Source organism: Streptomyces sp. NPDC059201 (genome assembly GCF_042754585.1).
Classification (GTDB): domain Bacteria; phylum Actinomycetota; class Actinomycetes; order Streptomycetales; family Streptomycetaceae; genus Streptomyces.
In genome coordinates, this window is record NZ_JBHZBB010000014.1 from 135,293 (window position 1) to 155,572 (window position 20,280).

A 20,280-nucleotide genomic window follows, 5' to 3' on the forward strand; every position below is an offset into this window, starting at 1 on the left:
ACCCAGGAGACACCATGCGACGTCCCCGACGCGGCAGAAAGTCCGCCACCCTCGCGGCCCTCGTGGCGCTCGCCCTCGCGGCGCCCCTCTCCGCCCTCTCCTCACCCGCAGGAGCCGACCAGCCGACCGCCTCCAGGGGCGGCGAGGAGGTCATCCGGCAGTACGAGATCGCCGGCCCCTCCACCCCCGCCGCCCGCACCGCGCTCGCCGCCACCGGCGTCTCGATCGACGAGGTCGACGCCCGGTCGGTCGTGGTCAGCGCCGACGCACGGCAGCTCGGCCGGCTCCAGGCCCTCGGCTACCAGGCGGTCGCCCTGCCCGGCCCGCCCGACCGGGGCGAGGCCGCGCGGTCCTCCCTCGGCCCGCTCGACTTCCCCTCCGCCGACGCCAAGTACCACAACTACGCCGAGATGACGGCGGAGATCGACCAGCGGCTCGCCGCGTACCCGTCGATCATGAGCAAGCGGGTCATCGGCAAGAGCTACCAGGGCCGCGACATCGTCGCCATCAAGATCAGCGACAACGTGGCCGTGGACGAGAACGAGCCGGAGGTCCTCTTCACCCACCACCAGCACGCCCGCGAACACCTCACCGTCGAGATGGCGCTGTACCTGCTGCGCGAGCTGGGCGCCGGATACGGCTCCGACTCCCGGATCACCAACGCCGTCAACGGGCGCGAGCTGTGGATCGTGCCGGACCTCAACCCGGACGGCGGCGAGTACGACATCGCCTCCGGCTCCTACCGCAGCTGGCGCAAGAACCGGCAGCCCAACTCCGGCTCCTCGGCCATCGGCACCGACATGAACCGGAACTGGGACTACAAGTGGGGCTGCTGCGGCGGCTCCTCCGGCTCCAAGAGCTCCGACACCTACCGGGGCACCGCCCCCGAGTCCGCCCCCGAGGTGAAGGTCGTCGCCGACTTCGTCCGCTCGCGGGTCGTGGGCGGCAAGCAGCAGATCAAGGCCGGCGTCGACTTCCACACGTACAGCGAGCTGGTGCTGTGGCCGTTCGGCTGGACGTACGCGGACACCGCGCCGGGCATGACCCAGGACGACCGCAACGCCTTCGCCGCGGTCGGCCGGAGCATGGCGGCGAGCAACGGCTACACCGCCGAGCAGTCGAGCGACCTCTACATCACCGACGGGTCGATCGACGACTACCTCTGGGGCGCGCACAAGATCTTCGGGTACACCTTCGAGATGTATCCGGCCTCGTCCGGGGGCGGCGGCTTCTACCCGCCGGACGAGGTGATCGAGCGCGAGACGAGCCGCAACCGCGACGCCGTCCTCCAGCTCGTGGAGAACGCGGACTGCATGTACCGCTCGATCGGCAAGCAGGCGCAGTACTGCACGAACTGACGAACAGTCAGGACGCTTCGTCGAAGTAGGCGTCGAGGACCGCGTCCAGCTCCGTCTCCCAGCCCGCGATGTGCCCCCTGTCCGGCGCGACGATCTCGATCGGATACCAGCGCCGGTCAGGGGTGTGCACGGTGACGGTGAACTTCTTCCCGAACCGCCCCTTCTCGCTCTCGACGGCGGCGAGCTCGTCCCAGCGGAACTCGCACGCCTCCTCGTCGTAGCTCAGCCGGACGCCCTCGGCGTCCGCGACGATCCGCCCCCGCCGGTCGGCGGCCTCGAAGACGGGACCGTCGGCCGGTTCGGCCTTGGACTCGGCCTCCTCGGTCTCAGGCGCGTCCTCGGTGACGTCGTCCGTGATGTCCTCGGTGGCGTCCTCGGACGCGACCGTCACCCCCGTGATGCCGGGGATGGATCCCGGGTCGGCCGAAGCGGCGCGCAGGGGCTGCTGTATGGGTCCGTTGCTCTGCTCCACGGCGGCAGTATGGCCGACGCCCCTGTGAGCGGGGCAAGCGGGCTCAGTCCAGGACGGCGAGCGCGTCGATCTCGATGAGGAGTCCCTTGGGGAGTCCGACGTAGACGGTGGTGCGGGCGGCGGGCGGGGCCTTGAGCTCCTGCTCCTCGAAGTACTGGTTGTAGAGCGCGTTCATCTCGGCGAAGTGGTCGACGTCCGTGAGGTAGACGCGCATCATCATCACGTCGTCCCAGCCCGCGCCGCCCTCCTCCAGGATCGCCTTGACGTTGGCGAAGGTCTGGAGGGTCTGCTCGCGCAGCGTCGGCCCGGCGGGCGTCGGCGGCTGCCCCTCGACGGCCGGGAGGAAGCCGACCTGGCCGGCCACCTGGAGGATGTTCCCCTTGCGCACGCCGTGCGAGAACTTCGCGGGCGGGGTGGTGTGGGTGGCCGGGGTGATCGCGGTCTTCTCGGTCGTGCGGTCGCTCATGCGGGGGTTTCCTCGTCTTCCTTCGGTGGGGTGGTGCCGGAGTAGTCGTGGCTGACCGCCTCCGCCGTACGGCGCACCAGCGGCAGCAGGGCGAGCAGTTCCTCGGCCGTGACCACCACGTTGGGCGCCGAGACCGACATGGCGGCGACGACACGCCCGTCGGCGCCGCGGATCGGGGCGGCGACGCAGTTGATGGACTCCTCATGGCCGCCGAGGTCGGTGGCCCAGCCCTGGTCGCGCACGGTGGCCAGTTCCTGGAGGAAGGCGGCGGCGTCGGGGGTCGAACGGGACGTGTAGCGGGGGTAGTCGAGCCGGGCGGCGAGGGCGCGCCGCTCGGGCTCGGGAAGGTCCGCGAGGAGCAGTTTGGCGACGGCGGCGACGGTGATCGCGACGGGCTTGCCGATGCGCGAGTACATGCGGACGGGGTAGCGGCTCTCGACCTTGTCGATGTACAGCACCTCGCCGTCCTCGTGGACGGCGAGGTGGACGGTGTGGCCGGTGCGTTCGTTGAGGGCGGCGAGGTGGGGGTGGGCGATCTCGCGGACGTCGAGGTTCTCGACGGCCTCCTGCGCGAGGGCGAAGAGGCGGGCGCCGAGGCGGTAGCGCTGGTCCCGCTGCCGGTAGACGAGGCCGTGCTCGTGGAGGGTGCGGAGCAGCCGCAGGGCGGTCGACTTGTGCACGCCGAGGCGCTCGGCGACCTGGCCCAGGTCGGCGGGGCCCTGCGCGAGCAGCGGCAGGATGCTGAGCGCGCGGTCGACGGTCTGGCTCATCGGGTACGTACCTCCTGGTCGGCCTCCGTGTCGGCCGACGTCCAGCCGGGGCCGAGGTGCAGTCTCCCCCAGGCGTCGTCGTCGAGCGCGGCGAGCCGGTCGGCGTGGGCGCGCCGGGGAGGGGCGGCGAGGTCCCCGGGGACGGTGAGGGCGGCGGCGGCCGCGAGGTGCCCGTGGCGGAGGCGTGCGCGCGTGCCGAGTCCGCGGAGGGTGGCGGAGAGGAGCCCGGCGGCGAAGGCGTCCCCGGCCCCGACGGCCGCGACGACGTCCACCCGGGGCGCCGGCACGCTGGTCACGGTGTCCGCCCCCCGACTCGCCTCGTCCACCCCCCGGCTCGCCTCGTCCACCCGCCGCTCCCCCTCGTCCGTCGCTCCCAGCCTCTCGTACGCCACCACCGCGCCCTCGCCGCCCTTGACCACCAGCACCGCCGGTTCCGGCAGCAGGGCGCGGACGGCGGCGGGGTCCGTGGCCCCCCAGAGGCGTTCCGCCTCGTCGGCGCCGACGAAGACGAGGTCGGCGCGGCGGGCGAGCTCGCGCAGCACCTCGGGGGCGCGGTCGTCGCGCCAGAGCGAGGGGCGGTGGTTCACGTCGAAGGAGACGAGGGGGCGGTCGGGGCGGGGTTCGGTCAGCGCGTAGAGGAGGGCCCGGCAGTCGGGGGAGAGCGCGGCGGTGATGCCCGTGAGGTGCAGGATCCTCGCGTCGCCGACGGTGGCGTACGGGACGGTGTCCGGGGACATGGCGGAGGCGGCGGAGCCGGCCCGGTAGTAGACGACCTCGTGGGCGTCGGTGGCCCGGTCGGCGTCGGTGCGGAAGTAGACGCCGGTGGGCCGGTGCGGGTCGCGGCGGACCGCGCGGGTGTCGACTCCGTACGCTGCGATGGTGTCGAGCAGGTGGTCGCCGAAGCCGTCGGTGCCGACCCGGCCGACCCAGCGGGTGCGGTGTCCGGCGGCGGCGAGGGCGCAGGCGACGTTGGACTCGGCGCCGCCGATGGCGCGGGTGAAGGCGGGGACGTCGGCGAGGCGGCCGGGCCGGGAGGGCAGGAAGGTCACCATGGACTCGCCCACGCAGACGACCTCGGGCGGTGGTCCGGCCATGGTCACGCTCCTGCGGGTCATCGGGGCTGAAGGTCGTCAGGGCCCGTGTCCATTGACCCGGCCTCGGCCCGGATGTTAGACAGCGGTGAGCGATATAAGCAATGGGTGTTGCACACCATGCAACGCCCTGGAGGAGGGATCATGCCGACCGACCTGTCGGACGAGCGCGTCGACCACCGCTTCAAGGGCCTGCCGCCGGACGCCGAGGGCCTGACCGTCGGCGAGCTGGCCGCCCAGCGCCGCTCCCTCTTCACCGGCGGCTTCACCACCCCGGTCCTCGCCCTCTCCGCCGAGTCCGTCGAGCACAACCTGCGCGCCCTGGAGGAGTACGCCGAGCGGCACGGCCTCGCGTTCGCCCCGCACGGCAAGACCTCGATGGCGCCGGTCCTCTTCCGCCGCCAGATCGAGCACGGCGCCTGGGGCATCACCGCCGCCGTCCCCCACCAGGTCCGCGTCTACCGCGCCCACGGCGTCGACCGGATCTTCCTCGCCAACGAGGTCGTCGACCCGGTGGCGCTGCGCTGGCTCTCCGCCGAGCTGGACGCGCACCCGGAGTTCCGCCTGGTCTGCTACGCCGACTCGGTGCGCGGGGTCGAGCTGATGGACGAGGCGCTGCGGGCGGCCGGGGCCCGGCGCCCGCTGGACGTGGTGGTGGAGCTGGGCGCCGGCGAGGGGGCCCGTACCGGCGCCCGTACGGAGGCCGCGTGCGCGGCCGTCGCGGACGCGATCGCCGCGACCACCACCCTCCGGCTGGTCGGTGTCGCCGGTTACGAGGCCGAGGTGCCGGGCGCCGACGCGGAGTCGGTCCGCGGCTGGCTGCGCCGGCTCACCGGGCTCGCCGCCGCCTTCGACAAGGACGGGCGCTTCGACGCGTCCGTGGGCGAGATCGTGGTGAGCGCGGGCGGCAGCGCCTGGTTCGACGCGGTCGCCGACGTCTTCGCGGAGATCCCCGAACTCTCGCTCCCCGTGCTGAAGTTGCTGCGCTCGGGCGCGTACGTGTCGCACGACGACGGGCAGTACCGCGAGAAGACGCCGTTCAACCGGGTCCCCGAGGAGGGCGTCCTCCAGCCGGCGTTCCGGCTCTGGTCGCAGGTGGTGTCGCGCCCGTCCGCCGGGCAGGCGTTCACCAACGCGGGCAAGCGGGACGCCGCGTACGACCTCCACCTGCCGGAGGCGCAGGTGGTGCGCTCCGCCCGGACCGGCGAGGTCCGCCCGGCCGACGGGGTCGCCGTGACCGCCCTGTCCGACCAGCACGCGTGGCTGAGCACCGAGGACGGCGCGGACGTGGAGGTCGGCGACTGGGTGGGGATGGGCCTGTCGCACCCGTGCACGTCCTTCGACAAGTGGCAGCTGATCCCGCTGGTCGAGGCGGACGGCACGGTCGTCGACTACGTCCGCACCTTCTTCTGACGGGGGCCGGGGCATGATGGATCTCGTCCTCCGGGACGCCGAGGTCGTCGACGGCTCGGGCGCGCCCTCCTACCGGGCCGACGTGGCCCTGGCCGGGGGCCGGATCGTCTCGATCGTGAAGGAGGCCGCGGCGGCGGGCTGCCAGCGGCCGACGGCCAGGAGGGCCGTCGACGCGGAGGGCCTGGCCCTCTCCCCCGGTTTCGTCGACATGCACGCCCACAGCGACCTCGCGCTGCTCCGCGACCCGGACCACAGCGCGAAGGCCGCGCAGGGCGTGACGCTCGAAGTCCTCGGCCAGGACGGTCTGTCGTACGCGCCGGTGGACGACCGCACCCGCGAGGAGGTCCGGCGGGCGATCACCGGCTGGAACGGCGACGGTTCCGATCTGGACCTGGACTGGCGGACGGTCGGCGGGTACCTCGACCGGCTCGACGGGGCGCACGGCGGCGCGGGCATCGCGGTGAACGCCGCGTACCTCGTCCCGCAGGGCACCGTCCGGATGTACGCGATGGGCTGGGAGGACCGCCCGGCGACCCCGGCCGAGCTGGACCGGATGCGCCGGCTGGTCGCCGAGGGCCTGGCGCAGGGCGCGGTGGGCATGTCCTCCGGGCTGACGTACACCCCCGGCATGTACGCCCCCGACGCCGAACTCACCGAGCTGTGCCGGGTGGTGGCGCGGTACGGCGGCTACTACTGCCCGCACCACCGCAGTTACGGGGCGGGGGCGCTGCGCGCGTACGAGGAGATGATCGCGCTCACCCGGGAGGCGGGCTGCGCGCTCCATCTCGCCCACGCCACGCTGAACTTCGGCGAGAACGAGGGCCGGGCGCCGGAGCTGCTGGCGCTCCTCGACCGGGCGCTCGACGCGGGCGCCGACCTCAGCCTCGACACGTATCCGTACACCCCCGGTTGTACGACGCTGCTCGCGCTGCTGCCGTCGTGGGCGCAGGAGGGCGGTCCGGAGGCGGTCCTCGCGCGGCTCGTGGACGGGGCGGCGGCGGAGCGGATCCGGCACGACCTGGAGGTGACCGGCTCGGACGGCTGCCACGGGGTGCCGGTCGACTGGTCGACGATCGAGATCTCGGGGACCTCCGACCCGTCCCTGGCGGAGCGGGTGGGCCGGCGGCTCGCCACCTGGGAGGAGGCGCGGGCGCTGCTCCTCGCGGACCGGCTGGGCTCGACGATCCTCCAGCACGTCGGCCACGAGGAGAACGTGCGGGCGATCATGCGGCACCGGGTCCACACCGGCGGTTCGGACGGCATCCTCCAGGGCGCCAAGCCGCATCCGCGCGCCTACGGCACCTTCCCCGAGTACCTGGGCCGCTACGTCCGCGAGGAGGGCGTGCTCTCCCTGGAGGAGTGCGTGGCCCATCTGACCTCGCGCCCGGCGGCCCGGCTGCGGCTGCCCGACCGGGGGCTTGTGAGGGAGGGGTACGTGGCGGACCTGGTGCTCTTCGATCCGGCGACGGTCGCGGCGGGAGCCACGTACGACTCCCCGCGCACCCTCCCGACGGGCATCCCGCACGTCCTGATCGACGGCCGTTTCGTGATCGAGGACGGCCGCCGCACGGACGTCCTCGCGGGCCGCGCGATCCGCCGGACACCCGTCCGGGGCGAAGGCCCGCCGGAGCCCCGCTAGGGCCGGTCCGGCAGCGGGGCCGCGGCGGGCCAGCGGTCCCGCCGGAGCCAGAGGGCGCCGAGGGCGAGGACGAGACCGGCGGCGACGAAGCCGTACCAGGGGGTGCTGCCGGAGGGCTGGGTCTCGTACACGAGCGCGGCGGAGAGCACGGCGAGCACCTGCCCGGCCCGGCTGTGCCAGGCGACGGCCGCGACGACGACCGTGCCCCACAGCAGGTACCAGGGCTGCACCATCGGCGAGAGCGCGACCAGCGCGAGGAGCCCGTAGCCGAGCCCGAGGACGGGGTCGAGGCGGCCCCGGTACGCGCGCAGCGCGAGGACCGCGATGATCACGGCGGCGGCGAGCAGGCCCAGCTTCTGGACGACGGCCTTGACCGGCTCGGGGTCGTCCGCGACCAGCGTGCCGAGCGCGAGCCCGAGGTCGCTGGTGAGCGAGAGCGGGGTGTGGATGGCCCCGGCGACGGACTGCGTGCCCAGCCAGCCGAACCCGGTCCCGGAGAGCAGGCCGGCCCCGGCGGCGACCGCCCCGGCGACGGCCCCCGGCAGCACGAGCCCCTTCGCGATCCCGCGCGGCCCGCCGCCGGCCCGCCGGGCGACGAGGACGCCGATGAAGAGGAGCGCGACGGCGGCCGGCGACTTCACCATGACGGCGCAGCCGACGAGCACGCTGCCCAGGACCCACCGGCCGCGCACGGCGAGCAGCACCCCGCCGAGCATCAGTCCGATCATGAGCCCGTCGTTGTGGACGCCGCCGACGACGTGGATCAGCAGCAGCGGGTTGAGCGCGGCGAGCCACAGGGCTCCGTCGCCCCGCCCGAAGCCGCGCACCGCCCAGACGATGAGCGCCAGCGAGCCGACCGCGACCAGCCGCAGCAGCAGGACGGCCGGGACGACGGCGCCGCCGGTCAGCTTCACCACCGCCTCGGCGATCAGCAGGAAGACGGGGCCGTACGGGGCGGGGGTGTCGGTCCAGTTCCCGCCGACGCTGGCCGCCGCGTCCGCCCCGAGCTGGTCGGGCCCGAGCACCGAGGGCCCGGCGCCGTAGACGTCGTACCCCTCCAGGACCATCGCGCCCTGCGCGATGTAGCTGTACACGTCGGCGCTGTGCAGCGGCGGCGCGAGGAGCAGCGGCGCGCCCCAGGCGGCGAGCGTCCCGAGGACGCCGTCCGCCGCCCCGCGCGCGAGGAGGACGCCGTACCGCCACCAGGCGGCGACGAGCAGCGTCAGCCCGAGCGCGGCGACGACGGCCCCGGCGGTCTCGGCGGCGGAGCCGCGCGGCGCCCACAGGGAGCCTCCGCCGACGACGGGCAGCGCCCCGGCCGCGTATCCCCCGGCGGCCACGGCGAGCGATCCGCCCGCCCCCAGCCACCGGCACCCGGCGGCACGAAAAACCCACATGAGCAGCCAACCTACCCTTCGCGCGGACGTCCGGGACCCGGCCGTACCCCGCCGTACCCCGGGCGTACGCCGGGCGTATCCCGGTGTTCCGGGCGTGCCCGAGCTGCCCGACGTGTCCGAGAACACGAGGCATCGCGCGGCCCCCCGCCGTAAGCTCTCGTCATGCAGGTGATCCAGTCCACGAAGCTCGCCAACGTCTGTTACGAAATCCGGGGCCCGGTGCTCGAAGAGGCGATGCGGCTCGAAGCCGCGGGTCATCGCATCCTCAAGCTGAACACCGGGAACCCGGCCGCCTTCGGCTTCGAGTGCCCGCCCGCGATCCTGGAGGACGTCCTCCGGAACCTCTCCGAGGCGCACGGCTACGGCGACGCGAAGGGGCTGCTGGCGGCCCGCCGCGCGGTGATGAGCCACTACGAGACCAAGGGCATCCACCTGTCCGTCGAGGACATCTACCTCGGCAACGGCGTCTCCGAGCTGATCCAGATGTCGATGCAGGCGCTGCTCGACGACGGCGACGAGGTCCTCGTCCCGGCCCCGGACTACCCGCTGTGGACGGCCTCGGTCTCCCTCGCGGGCGGTACGGCGGTGCACTACCGCTGCGACGAGCAGTCGGACTGGATGCCGGACCTGGCGGACATCGAGCGGAGGATCACCGACCGCACCAAGGCGATCGTGATCATCAACCCGAACAACCCGACGGGCGCCGTCTACGACGACGAGATGCTGCGGGGGCTCACGGACCTCGCCCGCCGCCACGGGCTCGTGGTCTGCTCGGACGAGATCTACGACAAGATCCTCTACGACGGCGCGACCCACACGCCGACCGCCGCGATCGCCCCGGACCTGCTCTGTCTGACCTTCAACGGGATGAGCAAGAACTACCGGGTGGCCGGTTTCCGCTCGGGCTGGCTGGCGGTCTGCGGCCCGAAGCACCACGCCTCCTCGTACATCGAGGGCCTGACGATCCTGGCGAACATGCGGCTGTGCGCCAACATGCCGGCGCAGCACGCGGTGGCCGCCGCGCTCCAGGGGCGGCAGTCGATCGAGGACCTGGTGCTGCCGGGCGGGCGGCTGCTCGAACAGCGGAACACGGCGTACGAGCTGCTGACCTCGATCCCGGGCGTGACCTGCGTGAAGCCGAAGGGCGCGCTGTACCTGTTCCCGCGGCTGGATCCGAACGTCTACAAGGTCAAGGACGACCGGCAGATGGTCCTGGACCTGCTGCGGGCCGAGAAGATCATGGTGGTGCACGGGACGGGCTTCAACTGGCACGAGCCGGACCACTTCCGGATCGTGACGCTGCCGTCGGTCGCGGACCTCACGGACGCGGTGACGCGGATCGGCCGCTTCCTGGACGGCTACAGCCAGCCTTGACCCGTGCGCGGACGGCCTGGACCCGCGCGCGGCGAGCCTTGACCCGCACTTGAACCGGACGATCATCAACTTTAGACAGAATCTAAGCTAGGATGGCCTTCGAGCAGTCAGGAGGCCGTCCCCATGTACGAACCGATCCGCACCAAGTCGGTCCACACGACGGGCGCCGACCCCGGCGGGTATCCGCACCGCTCCCGCGAGGAGGAGCTGGACATCCAGCTCGCCGGCCACCTCTCGGCCCTGCTCGCCGTGACCGACGAGCTCGGCGACGGCGAGGGCGGAGAGCTCATCGCCCGGCAGGTGGCACGGCTGCGCGGCGCGCCGCCCGCCCGCCACGCCGGACTGAGCGGCGCCACCCCCGAGGACCTGCACCGCAAGGCGCACGCCCTGGCCGGCCGCGCCCTGGTCGTCGCCGCCTCCCGCGCGGACACCTCCGCCGCGATCCTCGCCGCCGAGCGGATGGACGCGCACACCGCGGCCCTGACCGGGACCCCCCTGGTCGCCGCCCCCTGACGGCCCCGGGTCGCGCGGCACGAACCGCGCGGCCCGGGCGCCCTCCACCCGGCCGCCCTCCACCCGGTCGCCACCCGGCCGTTCCGGCGGGTCCCCCTCCGGTTCCCTACCGGGATCGGTCCTTCACCGCCCGTCCACCCAACTCCCCCTGGAATGTGGGTTTCCGCGAGCACTCTGCCCGCGTGAGACGCATTCTGGGAATCGTCCTGGCCGTCCTGCTCCTCGGCGGCGTAGCCGCCGTCCTCGTGACGGGCGGCGATCAGGACAAGGGCACGGCAACGAAGACCGTGCGAGGAGTCATCGGCTCGGAGAAGAGCGAGTTCTTCACCGACCCCGACGTCGTGAAGGCCCTGCGCGCCAAGGGCCTCACCGTGAGCACCGAGACCTCCGGGTCCTGGGACATGGAGCAACTGCCCCTGGAGGGCTACGACTTCGCGTTCCCGTCCTCGAAGGGACCGGCCGACGAGCTGCGCGCCAAGGCAGCGGGCAAGGCCGTCGGCGCGCCGCTGCGCCCCTTCTACTCGCCGCTGGTGGTGGTCGCGCACAGCAACGCCGCCCGGGTCCTCGCCGGCAACGGCCTGGCCACCCTCGGCGCCCGCGGCACCAGCGGCATCCTCAGGATGGACGCCTATCTGGCCGCCGTCCGCGCCGACCGCACCTGGCAGCAGCTCAAGGGCGCCGACAAGCACGCCGAACTGAGCGGCACCCTCTTCATCACCTCCACCGACCCGGTCGCCTCCAACTCCGGCGCGCTCTACCTCGCCGCCGCCAGCTACGTCGCCGACGGCGGCCGGGTCGCCGACGGCAAGGCGGCCGTCGGCCGCACCGCCCCGCTGCTGCGCAAGCTGACCCAGGTGCAGGGCGCCCAGCAGACCGGCTCCGACGCCCCCTTCCGGGACTTCGTGAGCGGCGTCGGCAACCCGCTGGTCCTCGTCTACGAGTCCCAGGTCGCGTCCCAGCTCCTCGCCGGCCGGCCGATGGGCGACCTCGTCGTGCTCTACCCGGACACCACGGTCAACAGCGACCACACCCTCGTCCCCCTCTCCGAGGGCGGCAAGGAGCTGGGCCGGCTGCTCTCCGAGGACCCGGAACTGCGCCGCCTCGCCGTCCGGCACGGCTTCCGGCCGCAGGGCGCCGCGCCCGAGTTCACCGAGGCCACCAACCAGTACGGCGAATACCTCAACCAGACACTCACCGGAGTCCGCCAGGCGCCCGTGCCCACCGGCGCGGTGCTGCGCGACATGGCGCGCCGGGCCCGGGACCAGGGGGGCACCGCATGACCGAGCAGACCGACCCGCGGGCCGGCGGGCAGCCCCGGAACCCGTACGCGGGCCCGCCGGAGAGCACCTTCCTCCTGACCCCGCCCGAGCACGACACCCCGCTCGTCCTCACCCCGCCCGCACCGGCCCCGGTGGTCCGCGCCGAGCAGGCGTCCGGGCTTGTGCCGCTGGACGCGTCGGTGCGGACCGAGATGTCCCGCCGGGCCGAGGAGTACGTCGGCTCGCTCGCCGGACTCGACCCGCGCTCCCCCGAGTTCGCAGGCCGCATCGGCGAGATCGCCGGGCTCGGCTCCGGAGAGATGCGGGCCGCCGCGCAGCAGTCGAACCGGATGCTGGACCGCACCGTCCGCTCCCTCGGCCAGGGCGGCGGCGACGCCCCGTCCCGCGTCGGCTCCTCCCTGGTGGAGCTGCGCCGCACCGTCGAGGACCTCGACCCGCGCGACACCCCCGGCCGCGGCGCCCGGCGCCTCCTCGCCAAGCTGCCCGGAGGCAACCGGTTCCGCGACCACGTCGCCAAGTACGCCTCCTCCCAGGCCACCCTCAACCGCATCGTCGGCTCGCTCCGCGGCGGCCAGGACGAACTGCGGCGCGACAACGCCGCGTTGCAGACCGAGCGGGCCCGGCTGTGGGAGACCATGGGCAAGCTCCAGGAGTTCGCCGTCCTCACCGAGGCCCTCGACGCGGCCGTGGCCCAGCGGATCGCGGAGACCCCCGACGCGGCCCAGGCGGACGCGCTGCGCGCCGACGTCCTCTTCCCGGTCCGCCAGAAGCACCAGGACCTCCTCACCCAGCTCGCCGTCTGCGCCCAGGGCTACCTCGCGATGGACGTCGTCCGGCGGAACAACGACGAGCTGATCAAGGGCGTCGACCGGGCCGCGACGACGACCCTGTCGGCGCTGCGGATCGCGGTCATGCTCGCCTCCGCCCTGGAGAACCAGCGCAAGGTCACCGAGCAGGTGAACGTGCTCCGCTCGACCACCGAGGACCTGATCCGGGGCAACGCCGAGATGCTCTCCACCCAGGCCGGCGAGATCCAGCGGATCGCCGCCGACCCGGCGGTCGGCGCCGAGACCCTGCGCACCGCCTTCCAGCAGATCTACCGCACGCTCGACGCCATCGACACCTACAAGGTCCGGGCGACCGAGGCGATGGCCGCGACCGTCTCCTCCCTCACGAGCGAACTCCAGGAAGCGAGCGCCCACTTGGACCGCAGCCGCCGCACGAGCGCACTGGAAGGCGGCCCCTCGGCATGAGAACCCGTACGAGACTGCTCACCGCCCTCGCCCTCGGCCTGGCCCTCACCACCACCGCCGCGTCCTGCTCGCCCGACGACACCCCGGCGAAGAGCCCCACCCCCGCGCCCGCCGCGCCCGGCACCCTCCGCGTCCTCGCCTCCTCCGAACTCGCCGACATGGCACCGGTCCTGGAGGACGCCCGCGAGGCCACCGGCGTCACCGTCCGCACCACCTACGCGGGCACCCTCGACGCCGTCGAGCAGATCGCCTCGGGCCGCGCCGAGAAGGAGTACGACGCCGTCTGGCTCTCCTCCAACGACTACCTCCGGCTGCGCCCCGACACCTCCGGCCGGATCACCAACGAGACCCCGGTGATGACCTCCCCGGTGGCGCTCGGCGTCCGCCCCGAGGTCGTCACCCGGCTCGGCTGGGACCCGGCGAAGGTCACCTGGTCGCAGCTCCACGAGGCGGTCGCCGCGGGGAAGCTGACGTACGGCATGACCGACCCCAAGCGCTCCAACTCCGGCTTCGCCGCGCTCGTCTCGGTCGCCTCCGGACTCTCCGGCGCCCAGTCCGCGCTCAGCGACCAGGACGTGGAGAAGGCGACGCCGAAGCTCCGCGCGTTCTTCACCGGCCAGAAGCTCACCTCCGGCTCCTCCGGCTGGCTCGCCGCCGCCTACAGCCGCCGCACCGACATCGACGCGCTGGTCAACTACGAGTCGGTACTGCTCTCCACGCCCGGCGAACTCACCGTGATCCGCCCCTCCGACGGCGTCGTCACCGCCGACTACCCCCTCACCCTCCTCACCGCCGCCTCCGCCGCCGCCAAGGACTCCGCCCAGCGGCTCACCACCTACCTCCGCACCCCGGAGGCGCAGCGCAGGATCACCGAGACCACCCTGCGCCGCCCGGTCGTCGCCGGCGTCGCCCCCTCGCCCCGGCTCGACCGCGGTCTGCGGCGCGAACTGCCCTTCCCCGGCAGCCGGTCCGTCGCCGACGGCCTGCTCGACGCGTACGACAACACGCTCCGCAGGCCCTCCCGCACGGTCTACGTCCTGGACACCTCGGGATCGATGGCCGGCGACCGGCTGGCCCGCCTCAAGGAGGCCATCGCCGAACTGACCGAGGACTTCCGGGACCGCGAGGAGGTCACCCTGATGCCCTTCGGCGGCGCGGTGAAGACCGGCGAGGTGCGTACGTACACGGTCGACCCGAAGGACCCGGCGAAGGCCCGGGACGCGCTGCGCGCCGAGGCCGGGAAGCTCACCGCCTCCGGCGGCACCGCGATCTACTCCAGCCTCACCGAGGCGTACCGCAGCCTGGGCGCCTCCCCCCGCGACACCTTCACCTCGGTCGTGCTCATGACGGACGGGGAGAACACCGACGGCATGCGGGCCGCCGGCTTCGACGCCTTCTTCGCCGCCCTGCCCGCCGAGGAGCGGCGCACCCCGGTCTTCCCGATCCTCTTCGGCGACTCCGACCGGGTCGAGCTGGACCACATCGCGGACCTGACCGGCGGCAAGCTCTTCGAGGCGACGAAGGGCTCCCTGAACGGCGCCTTCGAGGAGATCCGTGGCTACCAGTAACCCCGTGCTCCGCTACGCGGAGTCCCGCAAGAACCTGACCGGCTGCCTCTGCGGTCTGGCCGGTCTCGGCATCGGCCTCACCGGCGCGGCCGGCGGCCTCTGGCCGCTGGTGGTGCTCGGCCTGTACGGCGCTGGCGCGCTGATCGCCCCGCCCGAGCGGCCGGACACCCCGGACTTCCCGAGCGCCGACGAGCAGCTGGAGTCGCTGCGCGCGGACCACGTCACCCTGCGGGAGTATCTGGCCGAGGTCGAGCTGCCGGAGGCGGCGCGGAAGCGGCTCGACGAGCTGGACACCCTCTTCGAGGCGCTGCTGGAGCCGGGCTGGGTCAGCGACCCGGAGCACCTCCACGTGCTGGCCCGCGCGGTGCGCCAGGACGTGCCGGAGGCGGTCGACGCCTTCGTACGCACCCGCTGGTGGTCCCGCGTGAACCCGGGCTCGGAGCCGCCCGAGCGGCATCTGGAGCGGCAGCTGGCCGCCCTGCGCGAGGAGGCGGGCGAGATCGCCTCGGCGCTCCAGGAGGCGGAGGAGCTGCGCCAGCGGGCGCACACCCGCTATCTGGAGGACCGGGGCACCTGAGCCGTACGGGGACATGCGCCGGCCCCGGAGCCTGAGGGGGCTCCGGGGCCGGATGCGTCGTGATGGACCGTCGTGACCCCACTGGTCAGGGCGGTATGTCGGGGCAGCCCACCACGAGTCTCGGTGCCGCTACGGGATCAGCCGAGGCGCTCGACCAGCGCCTTGTACTCGTCCCACAGCTCCTTCGGGGTGTGCTCGCCGAAGGTCTCCAGGTGCGCGGGGACCAGGCCGGCCTCCTCGCGCCACACGTCCTTGTCGACGGTGAGCAGGAACTCCAGGTCCTCGTCGGCCAGGTCCAGGCCGTCGGTGTCCAGGGAGTCCTTCGTCGGCAGGACGCCGATGGGGGTCTCGACACCCTCGGCCTTGCCGTCGAGGCGCTCGACGATCCACTTGAGGACGCGGCTGTTCTCGCCGAAGCCGGGCCAGACGAACTTGCCCGCGTCGTTCTTGCGGAACCAGTTGACGTAGTAGATCTTCGGCAGCTTGGCGGCGTCCGCGGTGGCGCCGACCTTGACCCAGTGGGCCATGTAGTCGCCCATGTTGTAGCCGCAGAACGGCAGCATGGCGAAGGGGTCGCGGCGCAGCTCGCCGACCTTGCCCTCGGCGGCGGCGGTCTTCTCGGAGGCCACGTTGGCGCCGAGGAAGACGCCGTGGTTCCAGTCGAAGGACTCGGTGACCAGCGGCACGGCGGAGGCGCGGCGGCCGCCGAAGAGGATCGCGGAGATCGGGACGCCCTTGGGATCCTCCCACTCGGGGGCGATCGTCGGGCACTGGGCGGCCGGGACGGTGAAGCGAGCGTTCGGGTGGGCGGCCGGCGTGCCGGACTCCGGCGTCCAGTCGTTGCCCTTCCAGTCCGTGAGGTGCTTGGGCTCGTCCTCGGTCATGCCCTCCCACCAGACGTCGCCGTCGTCGGTGAGCGCGACGTTGGTGAAGACGGAGTTGCCCCACAGGGTCTTCATGGCGTTGGCGTTGGTGTGCTCGCCGGTGCCGGGCGCGACGCCGAAGAAGCCGGCCTCGGGGTTGATCGCGTAGAGGCGGCCGTCCTCGCCGAAGCGCATCCAGGCGATGTCGTCGCCGATGGTCTCGACCGTCCAGCCGGGGATGGTCGGCTCCAGCATGGCGAGGTTGGTCTTGCCGCAGGCCGACGGGAAGGCGGCGGCGACGTACTTGGCCTCACCCTGCGGCGGCGTGAGCTTGAGGATGAGCATGTGCTCGGCGAGCCAGCCCTCGTCACGGGCCATGACGGAGGCGATGCGCAGGGCGTAGCACTTCTTGCCGAGGAGCGCGTTGCCGCCGTAGCCGGAGCCGTACGACCAGATCTCGCGGGTCTCCGGGAAGTGCGAGATGTACTTCGTGGAGTTGCACGGCCACGGCACGTCCTCCTGGCCCTCCACGAGGGGGGCGCCGAGGGTGTGGACGGCCTTCACGAAGAAGCCGTCGGTGCCGAGCTCGTCGAGGACGGCCTGGCCCATGCGGGTCATCGTGCGCATGGAGACCGCGACGTAGGCGGAGTCGGTGATCTCGACGCCGATCGCGGAGAGCGGGGAGCCGACCGGACCCATGCAGAAGGGGACCACGTACATGGTCCGGCCCTTCATCGACCCGCGGAAGATGCCGTCGGAGCCCGCGAAGAGCTCCTTCATCTCGGCCGGCGCCTTCCAGTGGTTGGTCGGGCCGGCGTCCTGCTCCTTCTCGGAGCAGATGAAGGTGCGGTCCTCGACGCGGGCGACGTCGGTGGGGTCGGAGGCGGCGTAGTACGAGTTCGGGCGCTTCACCGGGTCGAGCTTCGTGAACGTTCCCTTGGCGACGAGTTCCTCGCACAGGCGCTCGTACTCGGCCTCGGAGCCGTCGCACCAGACGATGCTGTCCGGCTGGGTGATCTCGGCGATCTCGTTCACCCAGGAGACGAGCTCCTGGTGCTGGGTGGGAAGGGGAGCCGCGTTGTCGCGCGCCACGATTGCTCCTTGTTGAGGGGTTTTATTTCTGTATGCCCCGTGGGGGCTGCGACCCGGATGCGTCGTAGCTGCTCATCCGGTGCCGACCGCACTCATTTGATCATGCGCTGGAAACGCCCATATGTCCAGGGGGGTGCACACGTGAGCATCGCCACTCATATCCGGGACCTACGGGGGCGTAGGTACGATGCGGTGTCATGACTGCAGCCACACCGGAAGTGACCCCGGTCGAGCCCGACACGACCGCCCAGGCCCCGTCGCTCCCGATCAAGCCACGGCTCAGAGGCTGGCTGCACGCGGGCATGTTCCCCGCCGTGATCGTCGCCGGACTGGTCCTCGTCGCCCTCTCCGACACGCCCCGCGCCCGCATCGCCTGCGGGATCTACGTCCTCACCGCCTGCCTGCTCTTCGGCATCAGCGCGCTCTACCACCGCGGCGAGTGGGGCCCGCGCGGCGAGGCCGTCCTGCGCCGCCTCGACCACGCCAACATCTTCCTGATCATCGCGGGCACCTACACCCCGCTCACCCTGCTGCTGCTCCCGGACTCCACCGCGAAGCCGCTCATGTGGGCGGTCTGGGCCGCCGCGCTCGCCGGCATCGCCTTCCGCGTCTTCTGGGTCGGCGCCCCCCGCTGGCTCTACACCCCCTGCTACATCGCCATGGGCTGGGCCGCCGTCTTCTTCCTCCCCGACTTCATGCGGACCGGCGGCATCGCCGTCCTGGTCCTCGTCGTCGTCGGCGGCCTGCTCTACAGCGCCGGCGGCATCATCTACGGCATGAAGCGCCCGAACCCGTCCCCGCGCTACTTCGGCTTCCACGAGGTCTTCCACTCGCTCACCCTGGCCGCCTTCATCGTCCACTACGTCGGCATCTCGCTCGTCGCCTACCAGTCCTGACCAGGCAGAATGACCCCATGTCCAAGGGCTTGAGGGAACGGAAGAAGGAACGGACCCGCGCGGCGATCCGCCGGGCCACGCGCCGCATCGCCGCCTCCCACGGCTGGGAGGCGGCCACCATCGAGCGCATCGCCGCCGAGGCCGAGGTCTCCCCCTCCACCGTCGTCCGCTACTTCCCCGTCCGCGAGGACATCGTCCTCACCGACGAGAACGACGAGCACCTCGAAGCCCTGCTGCGCGCCCGCCCGGCCGGCGAGGAGCCCCTGGAGTCCCTCCGCGCGGTCCTCGTCGAGGCCGTCGGCACGGCCCTGGAGGCCGACCCCGAGGAGTTCCGGCTCCGCGCCCGTCTGATGGCCGGCACCCCCGCCGTCCGCGCCCGGCTCACCGAGACCACCGCCGAGACCGGCCGCCGGCTCGCCCGCGCCCTCGCCGACCGCACCGGCCGCGCCCCCGACGACCTGGAGGTACGGGTCTTCGCCGCCGCCGTCCTCGGCGCCCTGCGCGAGGCCACCCTCTACTGGGCGGAGCGCGGCCTCACCGAGGACCTGACGGCGCTGCTGCACCGCACGGTCGACACCCTCAAGGCCGGGCCGGCGCTCCCAGCGCGCCCCTGACCACCTCGGCCGAGCGCGGATTGTCCCGGCACCCCCACACCCCGTGCGGGCAGTAGTCGGTCACCGTCTGGTAGACGGGCCGGTGCGCCGCGAACCAGTCGAGCATCCCCCGTACGTACGCCGGGTTGTCCCCGTTCCGGAAGAGCCCCCACTCCGGGTACGAGATGGGCTTGCCGTGCTCGGCGGCGAAGGCCACGTGGTGCGCGAGCCCGTACTCCTCGCTCACCTGCTCCTCGAAGGAGACGCCCTCGGGCTGGTCGTAGGCGTCCATCCCGATGATGTCGACGACGTCGTCCCCCGGATAGCACTCGGGCCACGGCACCGCGTCCCGCCCCCGGCTCGGCGTGAAGTCGAAGCGGAAGCGCTGCCCCTCCACCCCGCGCAGCGCCCCGACCGCCATGCGCCAGTACGCCTTCCAGGCCGCCGGGTCCGGCCCGCAGCGGTGCCCGTACGTGGTGCCGTTCATCTCCCAGCCGAGCACCAGGATCGCGTCCCCGAGACCGTGCTCCACCAGCCCCCGGCCCAGCGTCTCGAAGTGCCCGTCGAACGCGCCGGCCGCGCCGCGCCGCAGCCCGTCCCGGACCTCCGCGTCGGTCAGCCCGGCCTCGTTGCGGTCCATCATCGGCACGTTCAGCACGAAGAGCCGCCCCGGGCGCTCCGCCTTCCACCGCGCCCAGGGCGCGAAGAGCGCCGGATGGCCCTCGATGTTGGACCACTGGTCGCCCGGCAGATAGGTGTGCCCGACCGTCAGCTCGCCGCCGCCCAGCCACGCCTCCACCCCGGAGATCCGCCGCACCCCCTCCTCGTCGGAGCCGGTGAAGAAACCGGACGGCACCCCGGGCAGCGGCGAGGGCTCGGGCACGGCGCCGGTCCCGGTGTGCCGCTCGCCGGGCGCGAGCCGGCCGGGCACCACCAGGAGCGCGAGAACGGCCGCGAGCAGCACCAGGAGTGCGGCCCGCGGCCACGAGGGGAGGCGGCTCACGTCAGCTGGTCCAGAACTCCCACCAGCGGGTCAGGATCAGCATCCCGATGATCCCGAGGTGCAGGACGGGCAGGGCGAAGGCGAAGTCGCCGAGGAAGCCCCGCACGGCCGCCGGGGCGGGCAGCACCCCGGTCCGCACGTTGTGCGCGGTGACGTACCAGAACATGGTGATGGTCGCCGTCCAGGCGAGGCAGCACCACAGGCAGAGCGCGTTGATCTCGTACAGCGACTGCTGCATCAGCCAGGTGCAGAAGCCGACGCCGAAGAGCATCCCGCCGTTCAGCCCAAGCCAGAACCAGCCCCGGTGCCGGGCCCCCGCGAGCAGCCCGGCACCGACGGCGACGACGACGCCGTACGTGACGAGGCCGAGCAGCGGGTTGGGGAAGCCGAAGACCGCCGCCTGCTCGCTCTTCATGATGTTCCCGCAGGACACGACCGGGTTCAGGCTGCACCCCGGCTGGAAGCCCGGGTCCTCCAGGAGCTTGAACTTGTCGATCGTGATCACCCACGCGGCCAGGATCCCGGCCGCGCCGGTGACGACCAGCAGCCAGCCGAGCCCGCGGCCCGCGCCGACCGTCCCGTCCTCCCGCCGCCCCGTCTCCGCCGGCCCGTCCTGCTGCCGCTGGCCGGGCACACCGCCCCGTACCCCGAGCGTCGTCATC

19 protein-coding genes are annotated in these 20,280 nt (G+C 72.9%); 11 read left to right on the plus strand and 8 right to left on the minus strand.

Features of this window, described 5'->3' with window-relative positions:
• The first annotated feature begins 14 nt into the window (after positions 1-14).
• Positions 15-1,358: a M14 family metallopeptidase gene (locus ACFXMG_RS34330; protein WP_383824212.1), complete on the plus strand. Its 1,344-nt coding sequence runs from the start codon at positions 15-17 to the stop codon at positions 1,356-1,358.
• Between the two features lie 7 nt (positions 1,359-1,365).
• On the opposite strand, the gene ACFXMG_RS34335 is transcribed toward ACFXMG_RS34330, so the two are convergent.
• Genes ACFXMG_RS34335 through ACFXMG_RS34350 form a run of 4 tightly spaced genes read right to left on the minus strand, consistent with a single transcriptional unit; the run spans position 1,366 to position 4,160 of the window.
• The gene (locus ACFXMG_RS34335) at positions 1,366-1,830 is read right to left on the minus strand and encodes a hypothetical protein (protein WP_383824214.1); all 465 of its coding nucleotides are present in this window, start codon (positions 1,828-1,830) and stop codon (positions 1,366-1,368) included.
• Positions 1,831-1,873: 43 nt separating this feature from the next.
• Entirely contained in the window at positions 1,874-2,296 is a 423-nt protein-coding gene (locus tag ACFXMG_RS34340; protein WP_383824217.1) for a RidA family protein, read from the minus strand.
• Complete coding sequence (locus ACFXMG_RS34345) at positions 2,293-3,066, minus strand: IclR family transcriptional regulator (protein ID WP_383824219.1); 774 nt, start codon at positions 3,064-3,066, stop codon at positions 2,293-2,295. Before ACFXMG_RS34345 ends, ACFXMG_RS34340 begins: the two co-directional genes overlap by 4 nt.
• Positions 3,063-4,160 carry a sugar kinase gene (locus ACFXMG_RS34350; RefSeq protein ID WP_383824222.1) on the minus strand — a complete coding sequence of 366 codons (1,098 nt, stop codon included), beginning with the start codon at positions 4,158-4,160 and terminating at the stop codon, positions 3,063-3,065. Before ACFXMG_RS34350 ends, ACFXMG_RS34345 begins: the two co-directional genes overlap by 4 nt.
• A gap of 141 nt (positions 4,161-4,301) precedes the next feature.
• On the opposite strand from ACFXMG_RS34350, the gene ACFXMG_RS34355 reads away from it, so the two are divergent.
• Positions 4,302-5,570, plus strand: coding sequence for an alanine racemase (locus ACFXMG_RS34355; RefSeq protein WP_383824225.1), 1,269 nt, complete (start codon positions 4,302-4,304; stop codon positions 5,568-5,570).
• 13 nt (positions 5,571-5,583) lie between these two features.
• On the plus strand, positions 5,584-7,209 hold the full coding sequence (locus ACFXMG_RS34360) for an amidohydrolase family protein (RefSeq protein WP_383824227.1): 1,626 nt from the start codon (positions 5,584-5,586) through the stop codon (positions 7,207-7,209).
• Here ACFXMG_RS34360 and mptB read toward each other — a convergent pair.
• Positions 7,206-8,606, minus strand: a complete 1,401-nt coding sequence (gene mptB / locus ACFXMG_RS34365; protein ID WP_383824230.1) for a polyprenol phosphomannose-dependent alpha 1,6 mannosyltransferase MptB — start codon at positions 8,604-8,606, stop codon at positions 7,206-7,208. The two genes, ACFXMG_RS34360 and mptB, sit on opposite strands and share 4 nt — an antisense overlap.
• A gap of 162 nt (positions 8,607-8,768) precedes the next feature.
• Here mptB and ACFXMG_RS34370 point away from each other — a divergent pair, with 162 nt between their 5' ends.
• The 6 genes from ACFXMG_RS34370 to ACFXMG_RS34395 all read left to right on the plus strand — a co-directional run bounded on the left by ACFXMG_RS34370 (position 8,769) and on the right by ACFXMG_RS34395 (position 15,171).
• Positions 8,769-9,980, plus strand: coding sequence for a pyridoxal phosphate-dependent aminotransferase (locus ACFXMG_RS34370; RefSeq protein ID WP_383824232.1), 1,212 nt, complete (start codon positions 8,769-8,771; stop codon positions 9,978-9,980).
• 123 nt (positions 9,981-10,103) lie between these two features.
• Positions 10,104-10,493 (plus strand): hypothetical protein, encoded by a 390-nt coding sequence (locus ACFXMG_RS34375; RefSeq protein WP_383824235.1) that lies wholly within the window; start codon positions 10,104-10,106, stop codon positions 10,491-10,493.
• Between the two features lie 155 nt (positions 10,494-10,648).
• A complete protein-coding gene (locus ACFXMG_RS34380; RefSeq protein ID WP_383824238.1) occupies positions 10,649-11,773 on the plus strand; it encodes a hypothetical protein in 1,125 nt (374 codons plus the stop codon).
• On the plus strand, positions 11,770-13,026 hold the full coding sequence (locus ACFXMG_RS34385; RefSeq protein ID WP_383824241.1) for a toxic anion resistance protein: 1,257 nt from the start codon (positions 11,770-11,772) through the stop codon (positions 13,024-13,026). The genes ACFXMG_RS34380 and ACFXMG_RS34385 overlap by 4 nt, the downstream gene beginning before the upstream one ends.
• Positions 13,023-14,594: a substrate-binding domain-containing protein gene (locus ACFXMG_RS34390; protein ID WP_383824243.1), complete on the plus strand. Its 1,572-nt coding sequence runs from the start codon at positions 13,023-13,025 to the stop codon at positions 14,592-14,594. The genes ACFXMG_RS34385 and ACFXMG_RS34390 overlap by 4 nt, the downstream gene beginning before the upstream one ends.
• Entirely contained in the window at positions 14,581-15,171 is a 591-nt protein-coding gene (locus ACFXMG_RS34395) for a hypothetical protein (RefSeq protein WP_383824245.1), read from the plus strand. The genes ACFXMG_RS34390 and ACFXMG_RS34395 overlap by 14 nt, the downstream gene beginning before the upstream one ends.
• Before the next feature lie 137 nt (positions 15,172-15,308).
• On the opposite strand, the gene ACFXMG_RS34400 is transcribed toward ACFXMG_RS34395, so the two are convergent.
• Positions 15,309-17,126 carry a phosphoenolpyruvate carboxykinase (GTP) gene (locus ACFXMG_RS34400; protein ID WP_383824247.1) on the minus strand — a complete coding sequence of 606 codons (1,818 nt, stop codon included), beginning with the start codon at positions 17,124-17,126 and terminating at the stop codon, positions 15,309-15,311.
• 197 nt (positions 17,127-17,323) lie between these two features.
• Here ACFXMG_RS34400 and ACFXMG_RS34405 point away from each other — a divergent pair, with 197 nt between their 5' ends.
• Both ACFXMG_RS34405 and ACFXMG_RS34410 read left to right on the plus strand, forming a co-directional pair.
• Positions 17,324-18,022: a hemolysin III family protein gene (locus ACFXMG_RS34405; protein WP_383824249.1), complete on the plus strand. Its 699-nt coding sequence runs from the start codon at positions 17,324-17,326 to the stop codon at positions 18,020-18,022.
• 17 nt (positions 18,023-18,039) lie between these two features.
• Positions 18,040-18,636: a TetR family transcriptional regulator gene (locus ACFXMG_RS34410; protein WP_383824252.1), complete on the plus strand. Its 597-nt coding sequence runs from the start codon at positions 18,040-18,042 to the stop codon at positions 18,634-18,636.
• On the opposite strand, the gene ACFXMG_RS34415 is transcribed toward ACFXMG_RS34410, so the two are convergent.
• Both ACFXMG_RS34415 and ACFXMG_RS34420 read right to left on the minus strand, forming a co-directional pair.
• Positions 18,602-19,618, minus strand: a complete 1,017-nt coding sequence (locus ACFXMG_RS34415) for a glycoside hydrolase family 26 protein (RefSeq protein ID WP_383824255.1) — start codon at positions 19,616-19,618, stop codon at positions 18,602-18,604. The two genes, ACFXMG_RS34410 and ACFXMG_RS34415, sit on opposite strands and share 35 nt — an antisense overlap.
• Position 19,619: 1 nt before the next feature.
• Positions 19,620-20,279, minus strand: a complete 660-nt coding sequence (locus ACFXMG_RS34420) for a vitamin K epoxide reductase family protein (protein ID WP_383824258.1) — start codon at positions 20,277-20,279, stop codon at positions 19,620-19,622.
• Position 20,280: the final 1 nt, after the last annotated feature.